Raw genomic sequence first — 20908 nt, 5'->3', positions numbered from 1 at the left:
ACACCTCGTGCTGGCGCAGAACCTGTTAAGGCTCTAACGGCTCAATGGAAGGAACGCTAGAAACATGACCCAGACCATGCCCGCAATTGGCGACATCGCGCCGGATTTCACGCTTCCGCAGGATGGCGGAGCGCCCATTTCCCTGTCTGACCTCGCGGGTGCGCCTGTTGTTCTGTTCTTCTATCCCAAGGACAACACCCCCGGCTGCACCACCGAGGCGCTGGATTTCACCGCCCTTCTGCCCGAGTTTCAGGCGCTTGGCGCACATGTCATAGGGATCTCGAAAGACAGCTTGAAAAAACACGAGAACTTCCGCACCAAACACGCGCTTGGCATTCCGCTTTTGTCCGATGCCGAGGGCGACGTCTGCGAACGCTATGGCACATGGGGCGAGAAGAAGAACTATGGCCGCACTTATATGGGCATCACCCGCACCACCTTCCTGATCGGCGCCGATGGCCGCATTGCGCAGGTGTGGGAAAAGGTGAAGGTGAAAGAGCACGCTGGGGCCGTTCTGGACGCCGCCCGCGAACTGGTAGGCTAGGCATGACAGATCTTTCCAAACCCTTGGCGCAGATGGCGGACGAGGTGCTGCGCACCGCCGATGGCCGTGAAAAGACCGCTTTGGCGCGACGCTATGCGGCGGAATGGTTCGCGGCGCGGGAGGCTGGGCAGATCACCTCACCCTTGCAGGATCGGGCTTCGGTCATTGGTGACGCGACGCCGCCGGACTTCCCGGCCCGCCCCGACAAGCCCGAGCTGAAAGACCCCCGCGACGTGCCCCGCCGCCGCCCCGGATCGCGCCAAGGTCAGATCGCGCTGCTGCATGCCGTCGCGCATATCGAACTGAATGCCGTCGACCTGCATTGGGACATCATCGCGCGGTTTACTGATACTCCGATGCCCTTGGGGTTCTATGATGACTGGGTGAAAGCCGCTGACGAAGAAGCCAAGCATTTCAACTTGGTAAGCGATTGCCTTGAAGCGCTGGACAGCCACTATGGCGCACTGGCCGCCCATGCGGGCATGTGGAAGGCAGCCGAGGATACGGCCACAGACATTCTGGGTCGCTTGGCGGTGGTTCCCATGGTGCTGGAAGCGCGCGGGTTGGATGTGACACCCGGTATGATCGACATTTTCAAGAAGGCCGGGTTGGACGATACGGTCGCCGCCCTTGAGGTCATCTATGCCGAAGAGGTCGGGCATGTGGCCTATGGCTCGAAATGGTTTCATTTCCTTTGCGGGCGACACGAACTGGACCCGAAAGAGACGTTCCACGAGTTGGTGCGTACCTATTTCCACGGGGCGCTGAAACCGCCTTTCAATGAAGAGAAACGGGCAGAAGCTGGCCTACCACCAGACTTCTATTGGCCACTGGCCGAGGAAACGCCGAACCGCCAGCGTGGCACCCCGCGCTAGACCGCAAAACCTCCCGCCTAAGTAGAGCAATTCCGCCCTTTTCGGCACCAAAACAGACAGGGTAGGATTTCCTGACCGTATGAGACCTGCCCTGTTTTCATAAAATCGGCAGAAAATTGCCCGTTTCCGCGCGACAAGCCGATGAATTTCCCAAATTTTCTTGCGTGATTGAAGGCTCCACGCTAAGCACCTCGGGTCTGACGGTGCGCCGGAAAGAGCACTCATTCGCCGCAGACAAGGGACGTAGGGAAGACACTGGGGTTTGCGCATTGCATAACCATCTGATCGCCAAGACCAATCATCTGCTCGAGCGGGTTTTTCCCGAGCAGCGCCTGTTCCTGCGATCGGAAGATGGCACGCGATTCATCCGACTGACGCCGCTGACGCAGGCGCTTGGCTGGACCGGGTCTGCCGCCTTCTTTGCCTGGTCGATCATCGCCACCGCCGTTTTGCTGATGGATTCGATTGGGTCGGGCAACCTGCGCGACCAAGCGCAGCGGGACAAACAGCTTTACGAACAGCGCGTGCAAACCCTGTCCGAAGAACGCGACGCCCGCACCTCGGAAGCGATTGCGGCGCAAGAACGCTTCAATCTGGCGCTGTCGCAGATCTCGGAAATGCAAAGCGAGCTTCTGGCGTCCGAAGAGCGCCGCCGCGAATTGGAAACTGGGATCGGCGTCATTCAGTCGACCCTGCGCCGCACCATCGGCGAACGTGATCAGGCGAAGGGCAGCTTGGAACAAGTGCTCGCGGAGGCACGTGAAAACGCCGACAATGCCGCCCCGGGCGCGACCGCCATCGCCAGCAACGCCACGCTGACCTTCATGACTGAAGAACTGGCCCGCACCGCCGCCGAGCGCGATAAGGTTGCCGCCAGCGCCGCCGAGGCCGAGAAATTCGCCCAAGATATGATGTACGAGGCGCGCCTGAAAGAAGAGCTTAACGACCAGATCTTCCGCCAGTTGGAAGACGCCGTGTCGATCTCGCTTGAGCCGCTGGACAAAATGCTTGCTAAGTCCGGCATGCCCGTCGACAGCATTCTGGGCCAGATCCGCCGAGGCTATTCCGGTCAGGGCGGCCCGCTGACCCCGTTGATCCTGTCGACCAGCGGCGGGGCACCCGATCCTGACACCGAACGCGCCAACCGCATTTTGGGTGAACTGGATCGCATGAACATCTATCGCATCGCGGCCCAGAAGATGCCTTTTGGCATGCCTGTGAAATCAAACTTCCGTTTCACCTCGGGCTTTGGCGCCCGCTGGGGACGCATGCACAATGGCACAGATTTTGCCGCCCCCATCGGCACCCCGGTCTATGCACCGGCGGATGGGGTCGTCATTCACGCTGGTTGGTCTTCGGGCTATGGCCGGCTTATCAAGATCCAACACGAGTTCGGCGTTGAAACCCGTTACGCCCATTTGTCGCGCATGAATGTGCAGAAAGGACAAAGGGTCTCGCGCGGGGATCGAATTGGTGATATTGGAAACAGCGGACGCTCGACCGGGCCGCATCTTCACTATGAAGTGCGCGTGGGCGGACGTCCGATCAACCCCATGATCTATATCAAGGCAGCACGCGATGTTTTCTAAAAGCAAGATCAACGAGCCCGGCCCCAAGGCTGGCGACAAGGATACCAAAGCAGCGGCACCCACCGCCGAGAAACCGGCGATCCCGCCCAAGGCATCGACACCGCCCGTGCCGTCTTCGACCCCGAAAGCCAAGCCGCCCGCATCGACCCTGTCGTCTGACATCGTCATCAAGGGCGACATCAAGTCGACCGGCGACATCATTGTCGAAGGCACCGTGGAAGGTGACATCCGCGCCCACCAGCTGACCGTTGGCGAAGGCGCCACCGTACGCGGCGAAGTGGTTGGCGATGACGTTGTGATCAATGGCCGAATCGTTGGCCGCCTGCGGGGCTTGAAAGTCCGCCTGACCGCCACTGCACGCGTCGAGGGTGACATCATTCACAAAACCATCGCCATCGAAAGCGGTGCGCATTTTGAAGGCTCGGTACAGCGTCAGGACGATCCGCTGTCGGGTGGTGCGAAGAAGGTTCAACCTGCCGCAGCCCCTGCCCCGGCGGCAGCCGCTGAAAAAGCCTAAGCCTGGGAACACCCGGACTGTTCAAAAAACAAAGGCCGCCCGATGGGCGGCCTTTGCTATTCTAGGGCTGTGTTGTGTTAGTCCTCGAAGGCCATGACCTTCTTGTACAAATGCCAAGTTGCGTGCCCCAATACGGGCAGCACGATGAACAGGCCAAAGAACAGCGGCACCATCGCCAATACCATCAACACCGTGACCAAAGCCCCCCAAAACACCATCGGCACAAAATTCTGCACCACGGATTGGAACGAATAGATCATGGCCGAGATGAAATCCATCTCGCGATCCAAGAGCATCGGCAGGCTGCTCACGGTCAGGGCAAAGGCCACAAACGCCATGATGCCGCCAACGACGGTGCCCACAGCCAGCATGGTGATCCCGTTGGTGTTCAACAGCGCATCCTGCCAGTTCGACGTGATATTTGTCATGGGCTGTAGCCCCATGAACAGCATGAACACGATATGCGCCACGAAGATCCAGAACAGAAAGCCCATGATCAGCACCATCGCGATCGACGGGAACTGCCGGTCTTTCTGATTGAACACCACGCCCAGAATTTGCGCCCAGTCGAGCGGCGCGCCGGTTTCCAGACGGCGGCTGACCTCGTACAGGCCGACGGCCAGAAAGGGCGCAAGAAACGGAAAGCCAAAGGCGACTGGAATAATCCAATAACTCTGATCCATCACCTTGAACTCAAGAAGCAGAACAATGCCACCCAGCACGAAAAACAGTGCGAAAAACAGCCCGAAGGCTGGTGCGGCTTTAAAATCCTGAAGTCCTGATTTGAAGGCTGACAGCACATCCGAAATGGAAATGGATTGAATACTTGGCGGCGACGAGGCCTCCAAAGTGGTTGCGTCAGACATTTTTCCTCCCTGCACGTGTCTTATTTTTGTTTTCGCGCGCAGATCGAGTGTTGCGGGTGAATTGGCATCCGTCAAGTTTCTGAATGCGTTAATCTTTTCCGCCCTAAAAAAACAATTCCCCGGCCAGAGGTCCTGACCGGGGCTAATTCTGTCTCTCAGTGTGGGCTTAGTCGTCGGCGTTCGCCTCGGAGCGCGATTTGCCGGCCACGTCTTGTGCCAGAACCGACGCCATGAATGCGTCCAGATCGCCGTCCAGCACACCCTTGGTATCCGACGTCTCGTGCCCCGTGCGCAGGTCTTTCACCATCTGATAGGGCTGCAGCACGTACGAGCGGATCTGGTTGCCCCAGCCCGCGTCGCCTTTGTTTTCATGCGCTTCGTTGATCGCGGCGTTCCGGCGATCCAGCTCCATCTGATAGAGGCGCGATTTCAGCGCTTTCATGGCGATGTCGCGGTTCTGGTGCTGCGATTTTTCCGAGCTGGTCGTGACGATCCCCGTCGGAAGGTGGGTAATCCGCACGGCCGAGTCCGTCGTGTTCACGTGCTGACCACCCGCGCCGGATGAACGATAGGTATCGATGCGAATGTCCGAGGGGTTCACCTCGATCTCGATGTTGTCGTCGACCACGGGATACACCCAGACCGAACTAAAGGACGTATGCCGTTTGGCCGCCGAGTCGTAAGGCGAAATCCGCACCAGACGGTGCACACCGCTTTCCGACTTCAGCCAACCATAGGCATTGTGCCCCGAAATCTTGTAGGCGGCGGATTTAATCCCCGCCTCTTCGCCCGCGCTTTCCGACTGCAGCTCGACCTTATAACCATGCTTTTCGGCCCAGCGAACATACATCCGTGCCAGCATCGAGGCCCAGTCACAGCTTTCCGTGCCGCCCGCGCCCGAGTTGATTTCAAGGAAGGTGTCATTGCTGTCAGCCTCGCCGTCCAGAAGCGCTTCCAACTCGGCGGCGGCGGCTTTCTTGACCAAAGCCTTCAGCGAGGATTCTGCATCCGCGACAACCTCGTCATCCTCTTCCATCTCGCCAAGTTCGATCAGGTCGATATTGTCCTGAAGGTCCTGCGCCATGGATTTATAGCTGTTCACACTGTCCAGCAGCGCCTGACGCTCGCGCATCAGTTTCTGCGCCCGGTCGGGATCGTTCCACAGGTCCGGGTCTTCAGTCATCGCGTTGAATTCCTCCAACCGATGTTCAGCCGTGTCCCAACCGATCCGCTGCCGCAAAAGCGCCAGCGATTTCTCGATTGCATCAACGTTGTTCTGAGCCTCTGCCCGCATGGGTTCGTTCCCTGTCCGAAATCTCGTCCCTCGCAATATCAACAGGGGCGCGGATGGGCAAGCGCGGATGGGGCTTAGCGGCGCATGGTGATCCCGTCCGCAAAGATCTGAAGCTTCGCCGGATCTGCCGTCAGGCACACAGATTGGCCTTTCAACCCGTCATGGATGCCGGGCAGTTTTGCAATCAGATGGGTCTGGTTGGCGCTGACCGCGCCCTCGCCCACCGACATGTTTGCAGGAAGATAGAGCAGCGACACTTCGCCCAGTGCTTCCAAAATCTCGACCTCGCCTTCAAAGATCGCGTCGCCGTCGGCGATTACGAAGTCCTCGGGGCGGATGCCCAGATTGACCGCGCGGCCCATGTCGGTGTCCGTGGTTGCAATCTCGGTCACCGCGACGCCACCTGCATCCAGTGTAACCTCGGTTTTGGGACCGGTCGCGGTGATCTTGCCCGGCAGAAGGTTCATCGCGGGCGAGCCTATGAACTGCGCCACGAACTCGGTCCGGGGGCGTTCATACAGTTCCAGAGGGCTGCCGACCTGCGCGATCCCCTTGTTGGCCAGAACCACGATGCGATCAGCCAACGTCATCGCTTCGATCTGATCATGGGTCACATAGATCATGGTGCTCTCGGGCATTGCCTCTTTCAACTGCGCGATCTCGATCCGGGTCGCGACGCGAAGCGCGGCGTCGAGGTTCGAGAGCGGTTCGTCAAACAGATAGACCTTTGGGTTGCGCACGATCGCCCGCCCAATCGCCACCCGCTGCCGTTGCCCGCCGGACAAGGCATTCGGCAGACGATCCAGATAGGGCTCCAACTGCAAAGCCTTGGCGGCACGGTCCACGGCGGCGTCAATTTCGGCTTTCGGTTTCTTGGCGATGTTCAGAGCGAACGCCATGTTGTCGCGCACCGTCATATGCGGATAGAGCGCGTAGGACTGGAACACCATCGCAATGCCGCGCTGGCTGGGGGGTATGTCGTTCATCACCTGCCCATCAATCTCCAACGTGCCATCTGTGATCTTCTCGAGCCCCGCGATCATGCGCAGAAGCGTAGACTTCCCACAGCCAGAAGGTCCAACGAAGACGATCAGCTCGCCAGTCTGGATATCCAGATCAATGTCGTTCAGGATAACCTCCGAACCAAAAGATCTTGTCAGACCAGAAAGTGTCAGATGTGCCATAGCTACACTGCCGCCCCCTTCACAGATCCCGCCAACACCCCGCGCACGAGATAGCGTTGAAGCGAGAAAAAAACCAAGATCGGCACGGCGATCGAGACAAAGGCCGAGGCCGCCAAGATCTCCCAGTCTCCGCCACGCGAGCCAAGAAGGTCCACGATGCGTCCGGTCATAACGACCTGATCTTCGCCAGTGCCAAGGAACACTTTGGCGACCAGCAGGTCGTTCCAGACCCACAGGAACTGGAAGATCGCGAAGGAGGCCAGCGCCGGGAAGGACAGCGGCAGGATGATGCGGCGGAAGATCTGGAAATCGGTGGCGCCGTCGACACGAGCGCTTTCGATAATCTCGCCGGGAAGGCCGACCATATAGTTGCGCAACAGGAAGACCGCCAAAGGTAATCCGAACCCGGTATGCGCAAGCCATATCCCCAGATAGCCTTTGCCCAGCCCAATCCCGATATGCAATTTCAGAAGCGGGATGAAGGCGACCTGAAGCGGCACGACCAGCAAGCCCACCACGGCGGCAACCAGAAGCGCACGGCCCGGCATCTCCATCCACGCCAGCGCGTAGGCAGCGAAGGCGGCGACGAGCACTGGAATGATCGTGGCGGGGATGGTCACAGTCAGCGTGTTCAGAAGCGAGCGCCCCATACCCTCGGCGAACAGCACCTCGCGGTAGTTGTCCAAGGTAAAGCCCGGAGGCGTCTCGGCCCGCACGAACAGACGTTGCCCGCGGCTTTCACTGGGTTCTTCTGCGTATTCAATGCGATAGCGCCCGTCCGCCCGCACGGTGATCTTGTGCCCACGCGCATGGGTGGCGGTGTCTCCGGGGGTAAAGGCCACGGGCTCTTTCGAGGTGATGCCGAAGGCCGTGACGGTCACGCCCTGCCCTTCAAGCACATGCCCTTCTAGTACCCACAGATCGCCCTCGGGCTTGGCCTGATCCGGTGCCAAGGCGCGTTCAATCACGTTCTTTTCCGACGCAGACAAAGCCGTCCACCAGCCCGAAGTCGAGATCGCGTCCCGATCCCGAAACGAGCTGATCAAAAGCCCGACCGTCGGGATGATCCACAGCAGCACCAGCAGGGCTGCGAATAGGTTGACCGCCCATGTCAGGCGGGATTTACCTCCTGCCATATCCATCAGCGTGACTCCTTATGTGCATTGTAGATGTTCCAGACCATGACCGGCGTGACCAACAGCATGATTACCACCACGATGGCCGAGCCGCGCCCGAAATCAGGCGACCCGCGGAACATCCAGTCATACATGAGATTGGCCAGAACCTGTGTGCCCCATTGGCCGTTGGTCATCGCGAAGACGATGTCGAAAACCTTCAGGACGGTCACGGTGATCGTCGTCCACACCACCGCGATGGTGCCCCAGATCTGTGGGATTTTGATCTTGAAAAAGACCTGAAGCGGGCTTGCGCCGTCCAGATAGGCGGCCTCGATCGTTTCTTCGCTGATGCCCTTCAGGGCGGCGGACAGGATCACCATGGCAAAGCCCGTCTGGATCCAGATCAGGATCGCCATCAGAAAGAAGTTGTTCCAAAACGGCAGCGTGATCCATGCTTGTGGATCGCCGCCGAACGCCTGAACCAGCGCGTTCAGAAGACCGATCTGCTCGCCCTGATTGTCGCCGCGATAGTCATAGATGAACTTCCAGATCACCGCCGCACCGACAAAGCTGATGGCCATCGGCATGAAGACAAGGCTTTGCGCAAGCTGCCCCCATTTGATGCGGTCCGTCAGTCCGGCCGCCACCAGTCCGAAGAAGGTCGAGGCCGCGGGAACGACAAGCAACCACATCAGGTTGTTCACAAGGCTCTCGCGAAACTTTTCGTCCTGAGCCAGCCATGTGTAGTTGCCGACACCGATGAAGTCTCCTCCACTGTCATGCAGTGACAAATAGGCCGTCGAGAACACCGGATACAGCAGGTAGATCGACAGGATGGCAAGCGCTGGGAACACGAACAGCCAAGGGCGGATGGCATTCGCCCGGTTGATGTTGCGCCCGGCATTGGGTCCTTTTGCCGGACACATCCGGTCAAGGAGAAGATTTGAGAAGTAGAAATAGGCGACGCAGCCAAATACACCGATGATGATCGTCGACAGCGCGAAGAGTGCTTGTTGCATGTCTCCCCCTTTCCAACCGAAACGCTGGCCCTTCGGTGTGGATGATACGCCCCGGCGACCTTGCCGCCGGGGGTGAGTTGCTTAGGTCCAGATTACTTGATCGAGTTCCAAGTGGACTGGATCGAGGCCGCAACTTCTGCCGCGTCCTTGCCACCCGCATAGTCCACCATCCCGGTCCAGAAGACGCCTGCTCCAACCGCACCCGGCATCAGATCTGACCCGTCAAAGCGGAACGTGTCTGCGTTCAGCAGGATGTCGTTCATCTTGGCGACGGTTGGGTCCTTATAGACATCGGTGTTCACACCTTTATGGGGGGTCAGGAACCCGGTCTGCGCCATCCAGATTTCGTGCGCGATGGGGGATTTCAGGAATTCCATGAAGGCCTGCGCGCCCTTACTGTCCGCCGTGATGGCCCAGACAGTGCCCGCACCTAAGACAGGTTTTCCAAGATCTTTGCCCTCGTAAGCGGGGAAATAGAAGAAGTCCGCGTCCACACCAATCTTGGTGCCTTCCGGAAAGAAGCTGGGGATGAAGCTAGCCTGACGGTGCATGTAGCACTGCGGTGGCGAGGCGAACATACCTTGCGGGCTGTCGCGGAAGTCGGTGGTGGCCACCGCCCCCGCCCCGCCCGAGACATAGGCATCATTACGGGCAAACGCGCCGAACTCTTCGATTGCGGCGACCACTTTGGGATCGTCGAATTTCAGATCATTGGCGACCCACGCGTCATAATCCGCAGGCGTTTGGGTGCGCAGCATCATGTCCTCGACCCAATCCGTCGCAGGCCAGCCAGTCGCCCCGCCAGACCCCAGACCGATACACCATGGCACACCGCCATCGTCCACGATCTGATCGGTCAGCGCCTTCAGCTCTTCCATCGATTGCGGCACGTCATAGCCCGCATCCTCGAAGTTTTCGGGCACGTACCACACCAGAGACTTCAGATCGATTTTGTAGAAGAATCCATAATGGGCGGGATTGCCGTCTTTCCCGGCATAGGTGCCCAGATCCACCCAGCTTTGACCGGCCGCATAGTTGTCACGCACCCAATCCGCCGTGCCGTCTGGCAATGCTGACAAATAGCCCTTCGCGGCCAGATCCGCGGCAAGCCCCGGTTGCGGGAACGCCGCGATGTTGGGCGCGCTGCCAGCCTCAGTGTCGATCACGATTTGCTGCTCGAAACTGTCCGATCCGGAATATTGCACATCGGCACCAGTGGCGGCTTCGAAATGATGAATCACAGCTTCAAACTGAGCTTTGTCCGGGCCAAGCCAAGGGCCAAGCACGGTAATCGTCTCGTGTGACAGATCTTCGCCCCCCGATGCCTCATGGCGTGCCCATTCCTCCCCCTCGTTCCTCGTTTCAGAGGTCAGCCAGCCATAGACCAATCCAGTGCCCGCCAAAGCCAGCACGCCAGCGCTTGCGTACAAAACCTTCTTCACAATGTTCCCCCGAGACTTCTTCGAACTTAAGAGCTGAAAACCTGAACAGAGAGGGTGTCCTAAACCGGGCAGCCCCTCGCCTATTCCGATAAACGCACCCCCACACTCTATCTATAGGGGTTTTTCGTCAATACGTTCTACGTCAAACTGCGCAGCAGACGCTCAAGAAGCCCTCTGGCAGGCGACACGCGGTCCGATCCAGGCCGCGTCGCCTTTTTGGCTGCACACTTGGAATAGGTCGAGAACGCTATGTCGCAAGGTGCGCCTGAAAGGGCTATTTCACCTGATCTCTTTTGGACATTTACGAGTGGGCGATGGGATAAGCACCAAGATTTGGCCTGATACATGTGGACTGAACGTCATTAAACCGGTATCCGAAGGCATCGTTTGCGCTAACATGGAGGCTTTGAACAGCTAATGCCCCACCACTCGATCGTCGCGGATGTCGGCGGCACCAACACCCGCGTTGCCATCGCGCGCGATGGGCAGGTTCTGCCGGACAGCATTCGCAAATTCGCCAATGCAGACCATAACAGCCTAACAGACATCCTGTCCGCTTACCGGGACAGTCAGGACTCGGTGATGGTCGAGCAAGCCGCCGTCGCCATCGCCGGGCCTGTGCGCGATGGCGACGGGCGCCTGACCAATCTGGACTGGTCGATTAATTGTGCGTCTCTGACGCAGGCGACCGGCGCACCGGATGCGCATGTACTGAACGATCTGCAAGCGCAGGCCCATGCGACTGGGGCGCTGGACCCAACCAATGTCGAGGTCATCCGAACGGGACAGACCGCCAGCGCCGAGGCCGCGCGTCTTGTGGTCGGTATCGGCACCGGGTTCAACTCGGCCGTGGCCTATCACACACCAGATGGGCGGCTTGTACCGCCAGCTGAAAGCGGCCATGCCACACTGCCTGTCAGCACGGCTGATCAGCTTGCCTTTTCCGAGTATCTGCGCAGCCGTTTCAGTCACGCCGCAATCGAAGACGCGCTGTCCGGGCGCGGGCTTGGACATTGCCATGATTGGATCTGCCATCGCGCGGGCCAACCGGTCGGCGCAAAATCCGCACAGGTTTTTGCCGACGCCGAGGCGGGTGACGACCAGGCGAAAGAGGCGATCAACCTGTTCAGCTGCATCCTTGGCACCGTTCTGGGCGATCTGGCCCTGACCACCCTGCCCTTTGGCGGGATCTATCTGGTGGGCGGGATGTCTCGGGCGATTACACCGTGGTTGGATCAAACGGGTTTCGAGGCAGCGTGGTATGACAAGGGCCGGTTTGGTCCGTTTCTGGACCAGTTTCCAATCCGCCTTGTCACAGACGACTATGCCGCATTGACGGGATGTGCCAGTTTCCTTGAAGAGTTCCGCACCACGCGCTAGCGCAAGGCAAGTCGCGGTTGACCTGATTGTTCTCGGAGCCATTCATGCTGGGTTGGACCATCTACATCATTGCAATCCTTGTGTTTTTCCTGACACATTCGATCCCCGTACGGCCCGCGAACAAGGCGAGGGTCGTCGCGCATCTGGGCGCGCGTGGCTTCACGCTGAGCTATTCAGCGCTGTCCATCGGGGCGCTCAGCTTCGTGATCTACGCGGCAAATCGCGCCCCGATTGTCGAGCTGTGGCCTTGGGCGCCGTGGCAGAACCACGTGACGCTTCTGGCGATGGCTGTGTCTGTCACTATCGCGGCACTTGCCATCGCACGCCCTAACCCGCTGTCTTTCGGAGGCCGCAACAACCACACATTTAACCCGCACGCCGCCGGAATCGTCGGGTGGACACGCCACCCGCTGTTGGTCGCCCTGTTACTTTGGGCGTTGGGTCACCTGATCCCCAATGGGAACCTGGCACATGTGATACTTTTCGGCCTATTTGCCAGCTTTTCTTTCCTTGGAAACCGGATTATCGACAAACGGAATCAAAGACTTCTGGGCATCGAGACCTGGCAGCATCTTGCAAACACGCAGCGAGACGTCACAATCACAGGATCCGGTCTGATACGCCTCTGCATTGGCATCGTCATCTATCTTTTGCTTTTGCACGTCCACAGCGCGATCATCGGCGTGACACCCCTGCCCTGACCAGTTCACCCCGTGCAACCCCTAATGGCGTCAATCCGAACTCTTGCCGGAACGCCCGGGCAAAGGCGCTGGCATCCGCGTACCCTGATCGAAGCGACACTTCCGCAACCGACAATCCACCCGCTTCCAACATCCGCCGCGCCGCGTTCAGACGCAGGCGACGATAGACCTTGCGGGGTGATGCCCCGAAGTGGCGTTCGAAACGTGCCTCGAGATCTCGCTGCCGACAGCCCGACAGTCGCGCCAATGCAGGAATGGTCAGCGGGACCTCTATATTGGCTTCCATTGCACGCAAGCATGTGTCCACACGGCGATCCGAACGCGCTCGCGCGACAATCTGCGGCGCGGTGGCGTTCTCGGACATGAACATCTGGTTGATCTCTAGCAAAATTGCAGCACCGTGATCCTGCCCGATCAATTCGCAAGTTAGCTCATACGCCGCCATCCCCCCGCTGCAGGTGATCCGGTCACGATCCTGCAACCATCGCGCCCGCTCGACTTCGATGTCGGTGAACTGTTCGGCAAAGGCGTCCTGCAGATCAAAGTGAATGGTTGCACGATACCCATCCAGCAGCCCTGCTGCCCCTAACAACCAGCACCCGGCATCCACCCCTGCCACAGATGAGAATCGCCCCGCCAAGCCGCGTAGAACCTTGCGTGTTTGCGCAGTTGCGTGGCGAACATGGTCATAACTGGCCACGGCATAAACCACGTCCCCCTTGTCAATGTCCGCCAGCCGCGCGGTGGGCATGATCGGCAACCCGCTTGAGGTATGTGCCACGTCGTCATCCGGTGTGACAATGCGCCAGCGATACGCCTCGCGCCCCAACAACGTGTTGGTTGCCCGTAACGGCTCCAACAGGTTTGCCAGCGCGAGGTTCGAGAACCTGTCGAACAAAAGAAACGCAATTTCACGCGTTCTGGAGTCGGATTTTGACCAAATCTGCATATTTATATCTAATTCCGCACAGATATATCCGTCAATTCCCCCTGTGATGAACAGGTGAAATTCCGCATCAGGAGGGACCAAGATGCCGCTTGCCATGAACCGAGACGTTTTCATCACCTGCGCCGTGACCGGCTCGGGCTCGACCCAAGATCGTTCACCCCATGTGCCGCGCAGCCCGAAAGAGATCGCGGACAGCGCGATCGAGGCGGCAAAAGCGGGCGCCGCCGTTGTCCACTGCCACGTGCGCGACCCCGAAACCGGCACCCCTTCGCGCGATCTGAAATTGTATCGGGAGGTCACGGACCGCATTCGCGACGCAGACGTCGACGTGGTCCTGAACCTCACCGCGGGCATGGGGGGGGACATCGTTTTTGGTTCCTCTGATGCGCCCTTCCCCGTGAACGCCGCGGCCACCGACATGGTTGGCGCCGAAGAACGCGTGGCCCATGTGGCCGAATGCCTGCCCGAGATCTGCACCTTGGATTGCGGCACGATGAACTTCGCAGAAGCGGATTACGTGATGACCAACACCCCCGGCATGCTGCGCGCCATGGGCCAGATGATGACCGATCTGGGCGTGAAGCCGGAAATCGAAGCCTTCGACACCGGCCATCTTTGGTTCGCCAAGGAACTGGTGAAGGAAGGCATCTTGGAGCCCAACGCCCTTGTGCAGCTCTGCATGGGCGTTCCGTGGGGCGCACCGGATGACCTGAACACCTTCATGGCGATGGTGAACAACGTGCCAGACGATTGGACCTTCTCGGCATTTTCGCTGGGGCGCAACCAGATGGCCTATGCGGCGGCCGCTGTTCTGGCAGGCGGCAACGTGCGCGTCGGACTTGAGGACAACCTGTGGCTGGACAAAGGCGTTTTGGCCACCAACGCCCAACTGGTCGAACGCGCCCGCGGCGTGGTCGAGGGCATGGGCGCGCGCATCATCGGTCCCGACGAGGTGCGCAAGAAACTTGGCCTCACAAAACGAGCCCCTGTATGAACGGGCTTGAGGGCAAACGCGTCCTGATCACGGCAGGTGGCAGCGGAATTGGCGCTTGTTTCGCCCGCCGCTTTCATTCCGCGGGGGCCAATGTCGCGATCTGTGACATGGACGAAAAGGCCCTGGACGAAACAGCAAATGCCCTGCCGGGCGCCATCGCTGTTGCGGCCAATGTGACCCAGCCGGACGAGATGAAAGTGCTGTTTGACACGCTCGACCGCGATTGGGGTGGTGTCGATATGCTGTGCGCCAATGCTGGCACGGGTGGCCCCGCAGGTGCGATCGAAGACCTTTCGCTGGACGATTGGCGGGCCTGCCTTTCAGCCAATCTGGACGGTGCCTTTCTGGCCTGTGGCTGGGCAGCGCGTCACATGAAGAACCAAGGTAGTGGCAGCATGCTTCTAACCTCTTCTACCGCAGGGCTCTGGGGTTATCCAATGCGCTCGCCCTACGCGACGGCCAAATGGGGCGTGATTGGGTTGATGAAAACGCTGGCGTCGGAACTCGGCCCCTACGGCATCCGCGTGAACGCACTCTGCCCAGGCGCTGTCGAAGGCCCGCGCATGGAACGGGTGATCACGCGCGAAGCTGAAGCGCATGGACTGGACCCGGATGAGCTGCGCGAGCGCTACGTCACGGGCGTGGCAATGAAAACATGGGTTACGGCAGATGATCTGGCCGATACAGCTTTGTTCCTGGCCTCGGACGCCAGCAGCAAAGTCTCGGGTCAGGCCTTGGCCGTGGACGGGCATACAGAAAGCTTAGTTGGGTAGATGACAATGAAAGCAGCGATTATTGGCGGTGGCGTGATTGGCGGCGGATGGGCCGCACGCTTCCTTTTGAACGGATGGGATGTGGCGGTTTTTGACCCCGATCCCGAGGCTGAACGCAAAATCGGCGAGGTTCTGGCGAATGCGCGGAGGTCTTTGCCCGGTCTCTACGACACGGCGCTGCCAACCGAGGGCACGCTCACCTATCACAGCGATCTGGCCGAGGCTGTCGCGGGTGCCAACTGGGTGCAAGAAAGTGTGCCGGAACGGCTGGATCTGAAGCACAAGGTGCATGCGAGCCTGACCGAACTTGCCCCAGACACTGCTATCATCGGCTCGTCAACATCGGGCTTTAAGCCCTCGGAATTGAATGAGAAAGGCGCGCGCGCCGTTGTGGCCCACCCGTTCAACCCGGTCTACCTTCTGCCGCTGATCGAGCTGGTCGGCGACGCAGACACCTGCGCCCGCGCGGCCGATGTTCTGCGCGGGATTGGCATGTTCCCATTGACCGTCCGCAAAGAAATCGACGCCCATATCGCGGACCGCCTGCTGGAAGCCGTCTGGCGCGAAAGCCTGTGGCTGGTAAAGGACGGCGTCGCCACGACCGAGGAAATCGACGAGGCGATCCGCATGGGCTTTGGCCTTCGCTGGGCGCAGATGGGGCTGTTTGAAACATACCGCATCGCAGGTGGCGAAGCCGGCATGAAGCATTTCATGGCGCAATTCGGCCCTTGCCTCAGCTGGCCCTGGACCAAGCTGATGGACGTGCCAGAGTTCACCGAAGAACTTGTCGACCTGATCGCAGGCCAGTCTGACGCGCAATCCGGCCACCTCTCGATCCGCGAGCTGGAGCGCCTGCGGGATGACAACCTCGTCTCGATGATGCGGGCCTTGAAGGCACGCGGGCAAGGGTCCGGCGCGGGCAAAGTTATCCGCACCCACGAAGCGGCGCTGTTCCCCGAGATGTCCGACGATGCCCCCCTGCGCACCATGTCGCGTGACGTCCCCATCGACTGGACCGACTATAACGGCCACATGAATGAAAGCCGCTATGGGCAGGTGTTTTCCGATGCCGCAGACCGCGTGATGATCCATGTGGGTGCGGATGCAGACTATATCGCGGGCGGTCTCAGCTATTTCACTGCCGAAACCACCATCAAATATCTGGATGAATGCCACGCGGGCGATGCCTTCTATGTCGACAGCACCATCACGCTGGGCGAAGGCAAGAAGTTGCGTCTTTGGCACGAAATGAAACGCGCCTCGGACGGTGGGACGCTGGCCACCTGCGACCAGTTCCTGCTGCATGTGGACCTGAACACCCGCAAATCCTGCCCGCCTGCCCCCGCTGTTGAAGCACGGGTCGAGGCCCTGGCCAAACTGCACGCCAAAGGAGACGCGTGATGCATTTCGGATTGTCCGACGAACAGGAAATGATCGTCTCGACCGTGCGGTCGTTTGTGGAAAACGAGATCTACCCGCATGAGGCCGAGGTCGAGCGCACCGGTCAGGTGCCGCATGAGCTGGGCATGGAAATCAAGCAGAAGTGCATCGATCTGGGCTTCTACGCCTGCAACTTCCCGGAAGAGGTCGGCGGCGCGGGCCTGTCCCACCTCGATTTCACGCTGGTCGAGCGCGAGCTGGGCCGTGGCTCTATGGCACTGACCCATTTCTTCGGGCGGCCCCAGAACATTCTGATGGCGTGTGAGGGCGAGCAGCGCGAACGCTATCTGCTGCCTGCTGTACGGGGCGAAAAGATGGATGCACTCGCCATGACCGAACCGGATGCAGGATCGGATGTGCGGGGCATGAAAGCCAATGCTGTACGGGATGGCGGTGACTGGGTTCTGAACGGATCAAAACACTTTATATCTGGCGCTGAACATGCTGATTTCTTTATTGTTTTCATCGCCACAGGCGTAGACGACACCCCCAAGGGACCAAAGAAACGCATCACATGTTTCCTCGTCGATCGGGGCACGCCGGGCTTTGAAGTACGCGAGGGCTACAAGTCCGTCAGCCATCGGGGCTACAAGAACTATGTGCTGGATTTCGACAATTGTCGCCTGCCCGACGCACAGGTTTTGGGCGGGGTCGATGGTGGCTTTGCGGTCATGAACGAATGGCTCTATGCAACCCGCCTGACCGTCGCCGCCTTCTGTGTGGGGCGTGCGCGCCGCTGCTTCGATCTGGCTGTAGAATACGCCGCTGACCGCAAGCAATTCGGCCAGCCCATCGCCAAGTTTCAGGGCGTCAGCTTCCAGATCGCCGACATGATCACGGAAATCGACGCGGCCGAATGGCTGACCCTGTCGGGCGCGTGGCGGCTGGACCAGAACCTGCCCGCCAACCGCGAGATTGCCTCGGCCAAGCTCTATGCCTCGGAAATGCTCGCCCGCGTGACCGACGCCAGCCTGCAAGTGTTCGGCGGTATGGGTCTAATGGACGACTTCCCCATCGAACGCTTCTGGCGCGATGCCCGCGTAGAACGGATCTGGGATGGCACCTCAGAGATCCAGCGCCACATCATCAGCCGTGACCTGTTTCGGCCGCTTGGAGCCTAAGATTTAATGCCTTCGGCGAGGATATTTAGGGCCAGAAGAAGAACAGGAGAGCCACAACAGCTCTCCTGCACAATGAAGCATCCTGTGCTTCTCCTGGCGCGGTCATCGGCGTCCCCGCCTGTACCGCAGTCCGACTGTGACAGACCCTGGTTAACAAAACCTTGCTTCTTCTGGCCTAAAATATCCCGGGGTGGCGGGAATTCGTCAGAATTCACGGCAGGGGCAGCGCCCCTTCGCCATGTAGCAACGGGTGGGAGATTTCATGTCTAGATCACTAAATCGCCTCTTGCGCCCGCGCTCCATCGCCGTGATCGGCGGTGGAATCTGGTGCGCCAATGTGATCGAGCAATGCCGCAAGGTGGGCTTTCAGGGCGAGATCTGGCCCGTCCACCCGACGAAACCCGAGGTCGGCGGGCTGCCCGCCTACCCGTCGATCGAAGCCCTGCCCTCGGCTCCAGATGCAAGCTTTGTCGGCGTGAACCGGAATGTGACCATCGAGGCAATTGCAGCGCTCTCAGCCGCTGGCGCGGGGGGCGCAATCTGCTTTGCCTCGGGGTTCCGCGAGGCGCAGGCCGAACTTGGCGACGGTGCAGACCTTGAGCGCGCGCTTCTGGATGCCGCGGGCGACATGCCCATCATCGGCCCCAACTGCTACGGATTTTTGAACCTTCTGGACGGTGCCGCCTTATGGCCCGACCAACATGGTGTGACGCGATGCGAGAGCGGTGTGGCGATCATCACCCAAAGCTCGAACATCGCGATCAACCTGACCATGCAGAAGCGCGGCCTGCCCGTGGCGTATGTGGTCACGGCGGGCAATCAGGCGCAAACCGGGCTGGCCGAAATCGGGCAAGCATTGCTAGAAGACAGCCGCGTTACCGCGCTAGGACTGCATATCGAAGGCATCGGCGATCTGCGCGCGTTCGAGGCGCTGGCGCAGCGCGCGGCCGAACTTGGTAAGCCCATTATCGCGCTGAAAGTCGGGCGGTCAGATCAAGCGCGGGCCGCCACGATCTCGCACACCGCGTCCCTTGCCGGCAGCGACGCAGGCGCGCGCGCGATGCTGGAACGTCTGGGAATTGGTCAGGTGGACAACCTATCCGCCTTCCTTGAGGCGCTGAAGCTCTTGCATGTCACCGGACCGCTTACCTCCAACCGAATTGCCTCGGCTTCCTGCTCGGGCGGTGAGGCCAGCCTGATGGCGGACGCGGCGCACGCCCTTCGCATCGATTTCCCGGCCCTTCTGCCTGCCCAATCAGACGGGTTGCGCGCGGCACTTGGCCCCAAAGTATCGCTCGCCAACCCGTTGGATTACCACACGTATATCTGGGGCGATGTCGCCGCGATGACCGCAACGTTTACGGCGCTTATGCAGGGAGATCTGTCACTTGGCGTGGTAGTTCTGGACTTCCCGCGCGCTGATCGCTGTGACAGTGCCGAATGGGACAAGGTGATAGATGCGGTCGAAGCAACCATGCACGCCACCGGGCGCCCCATGGGCATTCTGGCTTCGCTGACAGATACTATGCCCGAGGATGTCGCACAGACTTTGATGACGCGTGGGATCGTACCATTTTCGGGGATGGCCGAGGCGATGGCCGCGATTGATCTGGCAGCGAACCTGCCCCCGGCGCAGGCCACGCCCCTGTTTCTGGAGCCACCAGCGGACGAAGGCACGACATTGTCCGAAGCCGACGCAAAAACCGCGTTGGCAGAGTTTGGACTGCGGGTGCCCGGCGCACAGCGTGTCCCCGCGCCCGACGCTGCCGCCGAGGCCGCCAAGGACTTGGGCTTCCCGGTCGTTCTGAAAGGCGAAGGCATCGCCCACAAGACCGAGGCCGGTGCGGTCGCGCTACACCTGACCAGCGCCGAAGCCGTCGCAGACGCCGCACGCGGAATGCCCACCGACAGCTACCTTGTGGAAGAGATGTTGACCGGCGTGCTGGCAGAGCTGCTTGTGGGCGTAACCTATGACCCGGCACATGGCTATGTGCTGACAGTGGCGGCTGGGGGCACGCTGACCGAAATCTTGAAGGACAGCCGTTCCCTTCTGCTGCCCGTCCACCGTGATGACGTTCGCACGGCGCTGGAGCAGTTGAAAATCGCGCCTTTGCTCGCCGGATATCGCGGCGCGGCGCCTGCCGATATGGACGCGGTGCTGGACGCGGTGGACGCAATCCAGTCCTATGTGATGGCCAATCCCGTGGCCGAAGTTGAAGTTAACCCGCTGATGGTGATGGCCGATCGTGCCGTGGCCGCAGATGCCCTGATCCGCACCGGAGGAGAAACATGACCGACCTGACCAATCTGACTGACGGCCCCGTTCGCACAACGCGCAATGGCCACATTCTTGAGGTCACGCTGGACCGCCCCAAAGCCAATGCGATTGATCTGACCACCAGCCGGATCATGGGCGACGTATTTACCGCGTTCCGCGATGATCCCGAGTTGCGCGTCGCGCTTCTGACGGCTGAGGGCGAAAAATTCTTCTGCCCCGGCTGGGATTTGAAAGCTGCTGCGGACGGCGATGCTGTGGATGGAGACTATGGCGTCGGCGGCTTTGGCGGGTTGCAAGAGCTGCGCGGGCTGAACAAGCCGGTGATCTGCGCGGTGAACGGGATTTGCTGTGGTGGCGGATTGGAATTGGCGCTGTCGGCAGACATCATCCTTGCGGCAGACCACGCGACCTTCGCCTTGCCGGAAATCCGGTCGGGGACTGTGGCGGATGCGGCTTCGATCAAACTGCCCAAGCGGATCCCCTATCACATCGCGATGGAGATGCTTCTGACCGGCCGCTGGATCGACACCGAGGAAGCCGCGCGCTGGGGCATGATCAACCATGTCTACCCGGCTGCTGACCTGATGGCCGAGGCCCGCAAACTGGCCGAGCTTTTGGCCTCAGGCCCGCCGCTGGTCTACGCCGCGATCAAGGAAGTGGTGCGAGAGGCTGAGGACATGAAGTTCCAAGATGCGCTCAACAAGATCACCAAAAGCCAGTTTGAAACGGTGGAAAAACTCTATCGTTCGGAAGACCAGCTTGAAGGCGCGCGGGCCTTTGCCGAGAAGCGGGATCCCGTCTGGAAGGGCAAGTAGATCCCAATA

The 20908-nt window shown here is 59.9% G+C and carries 19 protein-coding genes; 12 read left to right on the top strand and 7 right to left on the bottom strand.

Annotated features, from left to right (window positions below; all coding sequences use genetic code 11):
• Positions 1-64 precede the first annotated feature (64 nt).
• The 4 genes from bcp (at position 65) to Q0677_RS03665 (ending at position 3525) form a co-directional block, all read left to right on the top strand.
• On the top strand, positions 65-544 hold the full coding sequence (bcp, locus tag Q0677_RS03680; RefSeq protein ID WP_298905951.1) for a thioredoxin-dependent thiol peroxidase: 480 nt from the start codon (positions 65-67) through the stop codon (positions 542-544).
• A gap of 2 nt (positions 545-546) precedes the next feature.
• Positions 547-1419, top strand: coding sequence for a ferritin-like domain-containing protein (locus tag Q0677_RS03675; RefSeq protein ID WP_298905948.1), 873 nt, complete (start codon positions 547-549; stop codon positions 1417-1419).
• Positions 1420-1688: 269 nt separating this feature from the next.
• Positions 1689-3008, top strand: a complete 1320-nt coding sequence (locus Q0677_RS03670; protein ID WP_298907474.1) for a M23 family metallopeptidase — start codon at positions 1689-1691, stop codon at positions 3006-3008.
• Positions 2998-3525, top strand: coding sequence for a polymer-forming cytoskeletal protein (locus tag Q0677_RS03665; protein WP_282064684.1), 528 nt, complete (start codon positions 2998-3000; stop codon positions 3523-3525). The genes Q0677_RS03670 and Q0677_RS03665 overlap by 11 nt, the downstream gene beginning before the upstream one ends.
• Positions 3526-3602: 77 nt before the next feature.
• Here the strand turns inward: Q0677_RS03665 and Q0677_RS03660 are convergent, their stop codons facing one another.
• From Q0677_RS03660 to Q0677_RS03635, 6 genes are all read right to left on the bottom strand, one after another.
• Positions 3603-4391, bottom strand: a complete 789-nt coding sequence (locus Q0677_RS03660; protein ID WP_298905944.1) for a DUF2189 domain-containing protein — start codon at positions 4389-4391, stop codon at positions 3603-3605.
• Positions 4392-4557: 166 nt separating this feature from the next.
• Positions 4558-5685: a peptide chain release factor 2 gene (prfB, locus tag Q0677_RS03655; RefSeq protein WP_298905941.1), complete on the bottom strand. Its 1128-nt coding sequence runs from the start codon at positions 5683-5685 to the stop codon at positions 4558-4560.
• 74 nt (positions 5686-5759) lie between these two features.
• Positions 5760-6869, bottom strand: coding sequence for an ATP-binding cassette domain-containing protein (locus Q0677_RS03650; RefSeq protein WP_298905939.1), 1110 nt, complete (start codon positions 6867-6869; stop codon positions 5760-5762).
• Positions 6870-6871: 2 nt separating this feature from the next.
• On the bottom strand, positions 6872-8014 hold the full coding sequence (locus tag Q0677_RS03645; protein ID WP_298907473.1) for a carbohydrate ABC transporter permease: 1143 nt from the start codon (positions 8012-8014) through the stop codon (positions 6872-6874).
• On the bottom strand, positions 8011-9006 hold the full coding sequence (locus Q0677_RS03640; RefSeq protein ID WP_133488800.1) for a carbohydrate ABC transporter permease: 996 nt from the start codon (positions 9004-9006) through the stop codon (positions 8011-8013). Before Q0677_RS03640 ends, Q0677_RS03645 begins: the two co-directional genes overlap by 4 nt.
• 92 nt (positions 9007-9098) lie before the next feature.
• Entirely contained in the window at positions 9099-10448 is a 1350-nt protein-coding gene (locus Q0677_RS03635) for an ABC transporter substrate-binding protein (protein ID WP_298905930.1), read from the bottom strand.
• A gap of 417 nt (positions 10449-10865) precedes the next feature.
• Between Q0677_RS03635 and Q0677_RS03630 the strand changes: the two genes are divergently transcribed.
• Both Q0677_RS03630 and Q0677_RS03625 read left to right on the top strand, forming a co-directional pair.
• Positions 10866-11828 (top strand): glucokinase, encoded by a 963-nt coding sequence (locus Q0677_RS03630; RefSeq protein ID WP_298905927.1) that lies wholly within the window; start codon positions 10866-10868, stop codon positions 11826-11828.
• A gap of 44 nt (positions 11829-11872) precedes the next feature.
• Complete coding sequence (locus Q0677_RS03625; RefSeq protein WP_298905924.1) at positions 11873-12529, top strand: NnrU family protein; 657 nt, start codon at positions 11873-11875, stop codon at positions 12527-12529.
• On the opposite strand, the gene Q0677_RS03620 is transcribed toward Q0677_RS03625, so the two are convergent.
• Positions 12504-13478: a helix-turn-helix domain-containing protein gene (locus Q0677_RS03620; RefSeq protein WP_298905921.1), complete on the bottom strand. Its 975-nt coding sequence runs from the start codon at positions 13476-13478 to the stop codon at positions 12504-12506. The two genes, Q0677_RS03625 and Q0677_RS03620, sit on opposite strands and share 26 nt — an antisense overlap.
• Positions 13479-13560: 82 nt before the next feature.
• Between Q0677_RS03620 and Q0677_RS03615 the strand changes: the two genes are divergently transcribed.
• From Q0677_RS03615 to Q0677_RS03590, 6 genes are all read left to right on the top strand, one after another.
• Positions 13561-14472: a 3-keto-5-aminohexanoate cleavage protein gene (locus Q0677_RS03615; protein WP_133488814.1), complete on the top strand. Its 912-nt coding sequence runs from the start codon at positions 13561-13563 to the stop codon at positions 14470-14472.
• Positions 14469-15245: an SDR family oxidoreductase gene (locus Q0677_RS03610; protein ID WP_133488816.1), complete on the top strand. Its 777-nt coding sequence runs from the start codon at positions 14469-14471 to the stop codon at positions 15243-15245. The genes Q0677_RS03615 and Q0677_RS03610 overlap by 4 nt, the downstream gene beginning before the upstream one ends.
• On the top strand, positions 15246-16646 hold the full coding sequence (locus Q0677_RS03605; protein WP_298905911.1) for a carnitine 3-dehydrogenase: 1401 nt from the start codon (positions 15246-15248) through the stop codon (positions 16644-16646).
• Entirely contained in the window at positions 16646-17806 is a 1161-nt protein-coding gene (locus Q0677_RS03600; protein ID WP_298905909.1) for an acyl-CoA dehydrogenase family protein, read from the top strand. The genes Q0677_RS03605 and Q0677_RS03600 overlap by 1 nt, the downstream gene beginning before the upstream one ends.
• A 262-nt stretch (positions 17807-18068) precedes the next feature.
• The gene (locus tag Q0677_RS03595) at positions 18069-20099 is read left to right on the top strand and encodes an acetate--CoA ligase family protein (protein WP_298905908.1); all 2031 of its coding nucleotides are present in this window, start codon (positions 18069-18071) and stop codon (positions 20097-20099) included.
• Between the two features lie 14 nt (positions 20100-20113).
• Positions 20114-20899 (top strand): carnitinyl-CoA dehydratase, encoded by a 786-nt coding sequence (locus tag Q0677_RS03590; protein WP_298907472.1) that lies wholly within the window; start codon positions 20114-20116, stop codon positions 20897-20899.
• The last annotated feature ends 9 nt before the right edge of the window (positions 20900-20908 follow it).

The sequence above is a fragment of the uncultured Aliiroseovarius sp. genome, from assembly GCF_947492455.1.
In the GTDB taxonomy this organism is placed as follows: Bacteria; Pseudomonadota; Alphaproteobacteria; order Rhodobacterales; family Rhodobacteraceae; genus Aliiroseovarius.
The sequence above is the reverse complement of the archived record's forward strand: the minus strand, read 5'-3'. Positions and strand labels throughout refer to the sequence as shown.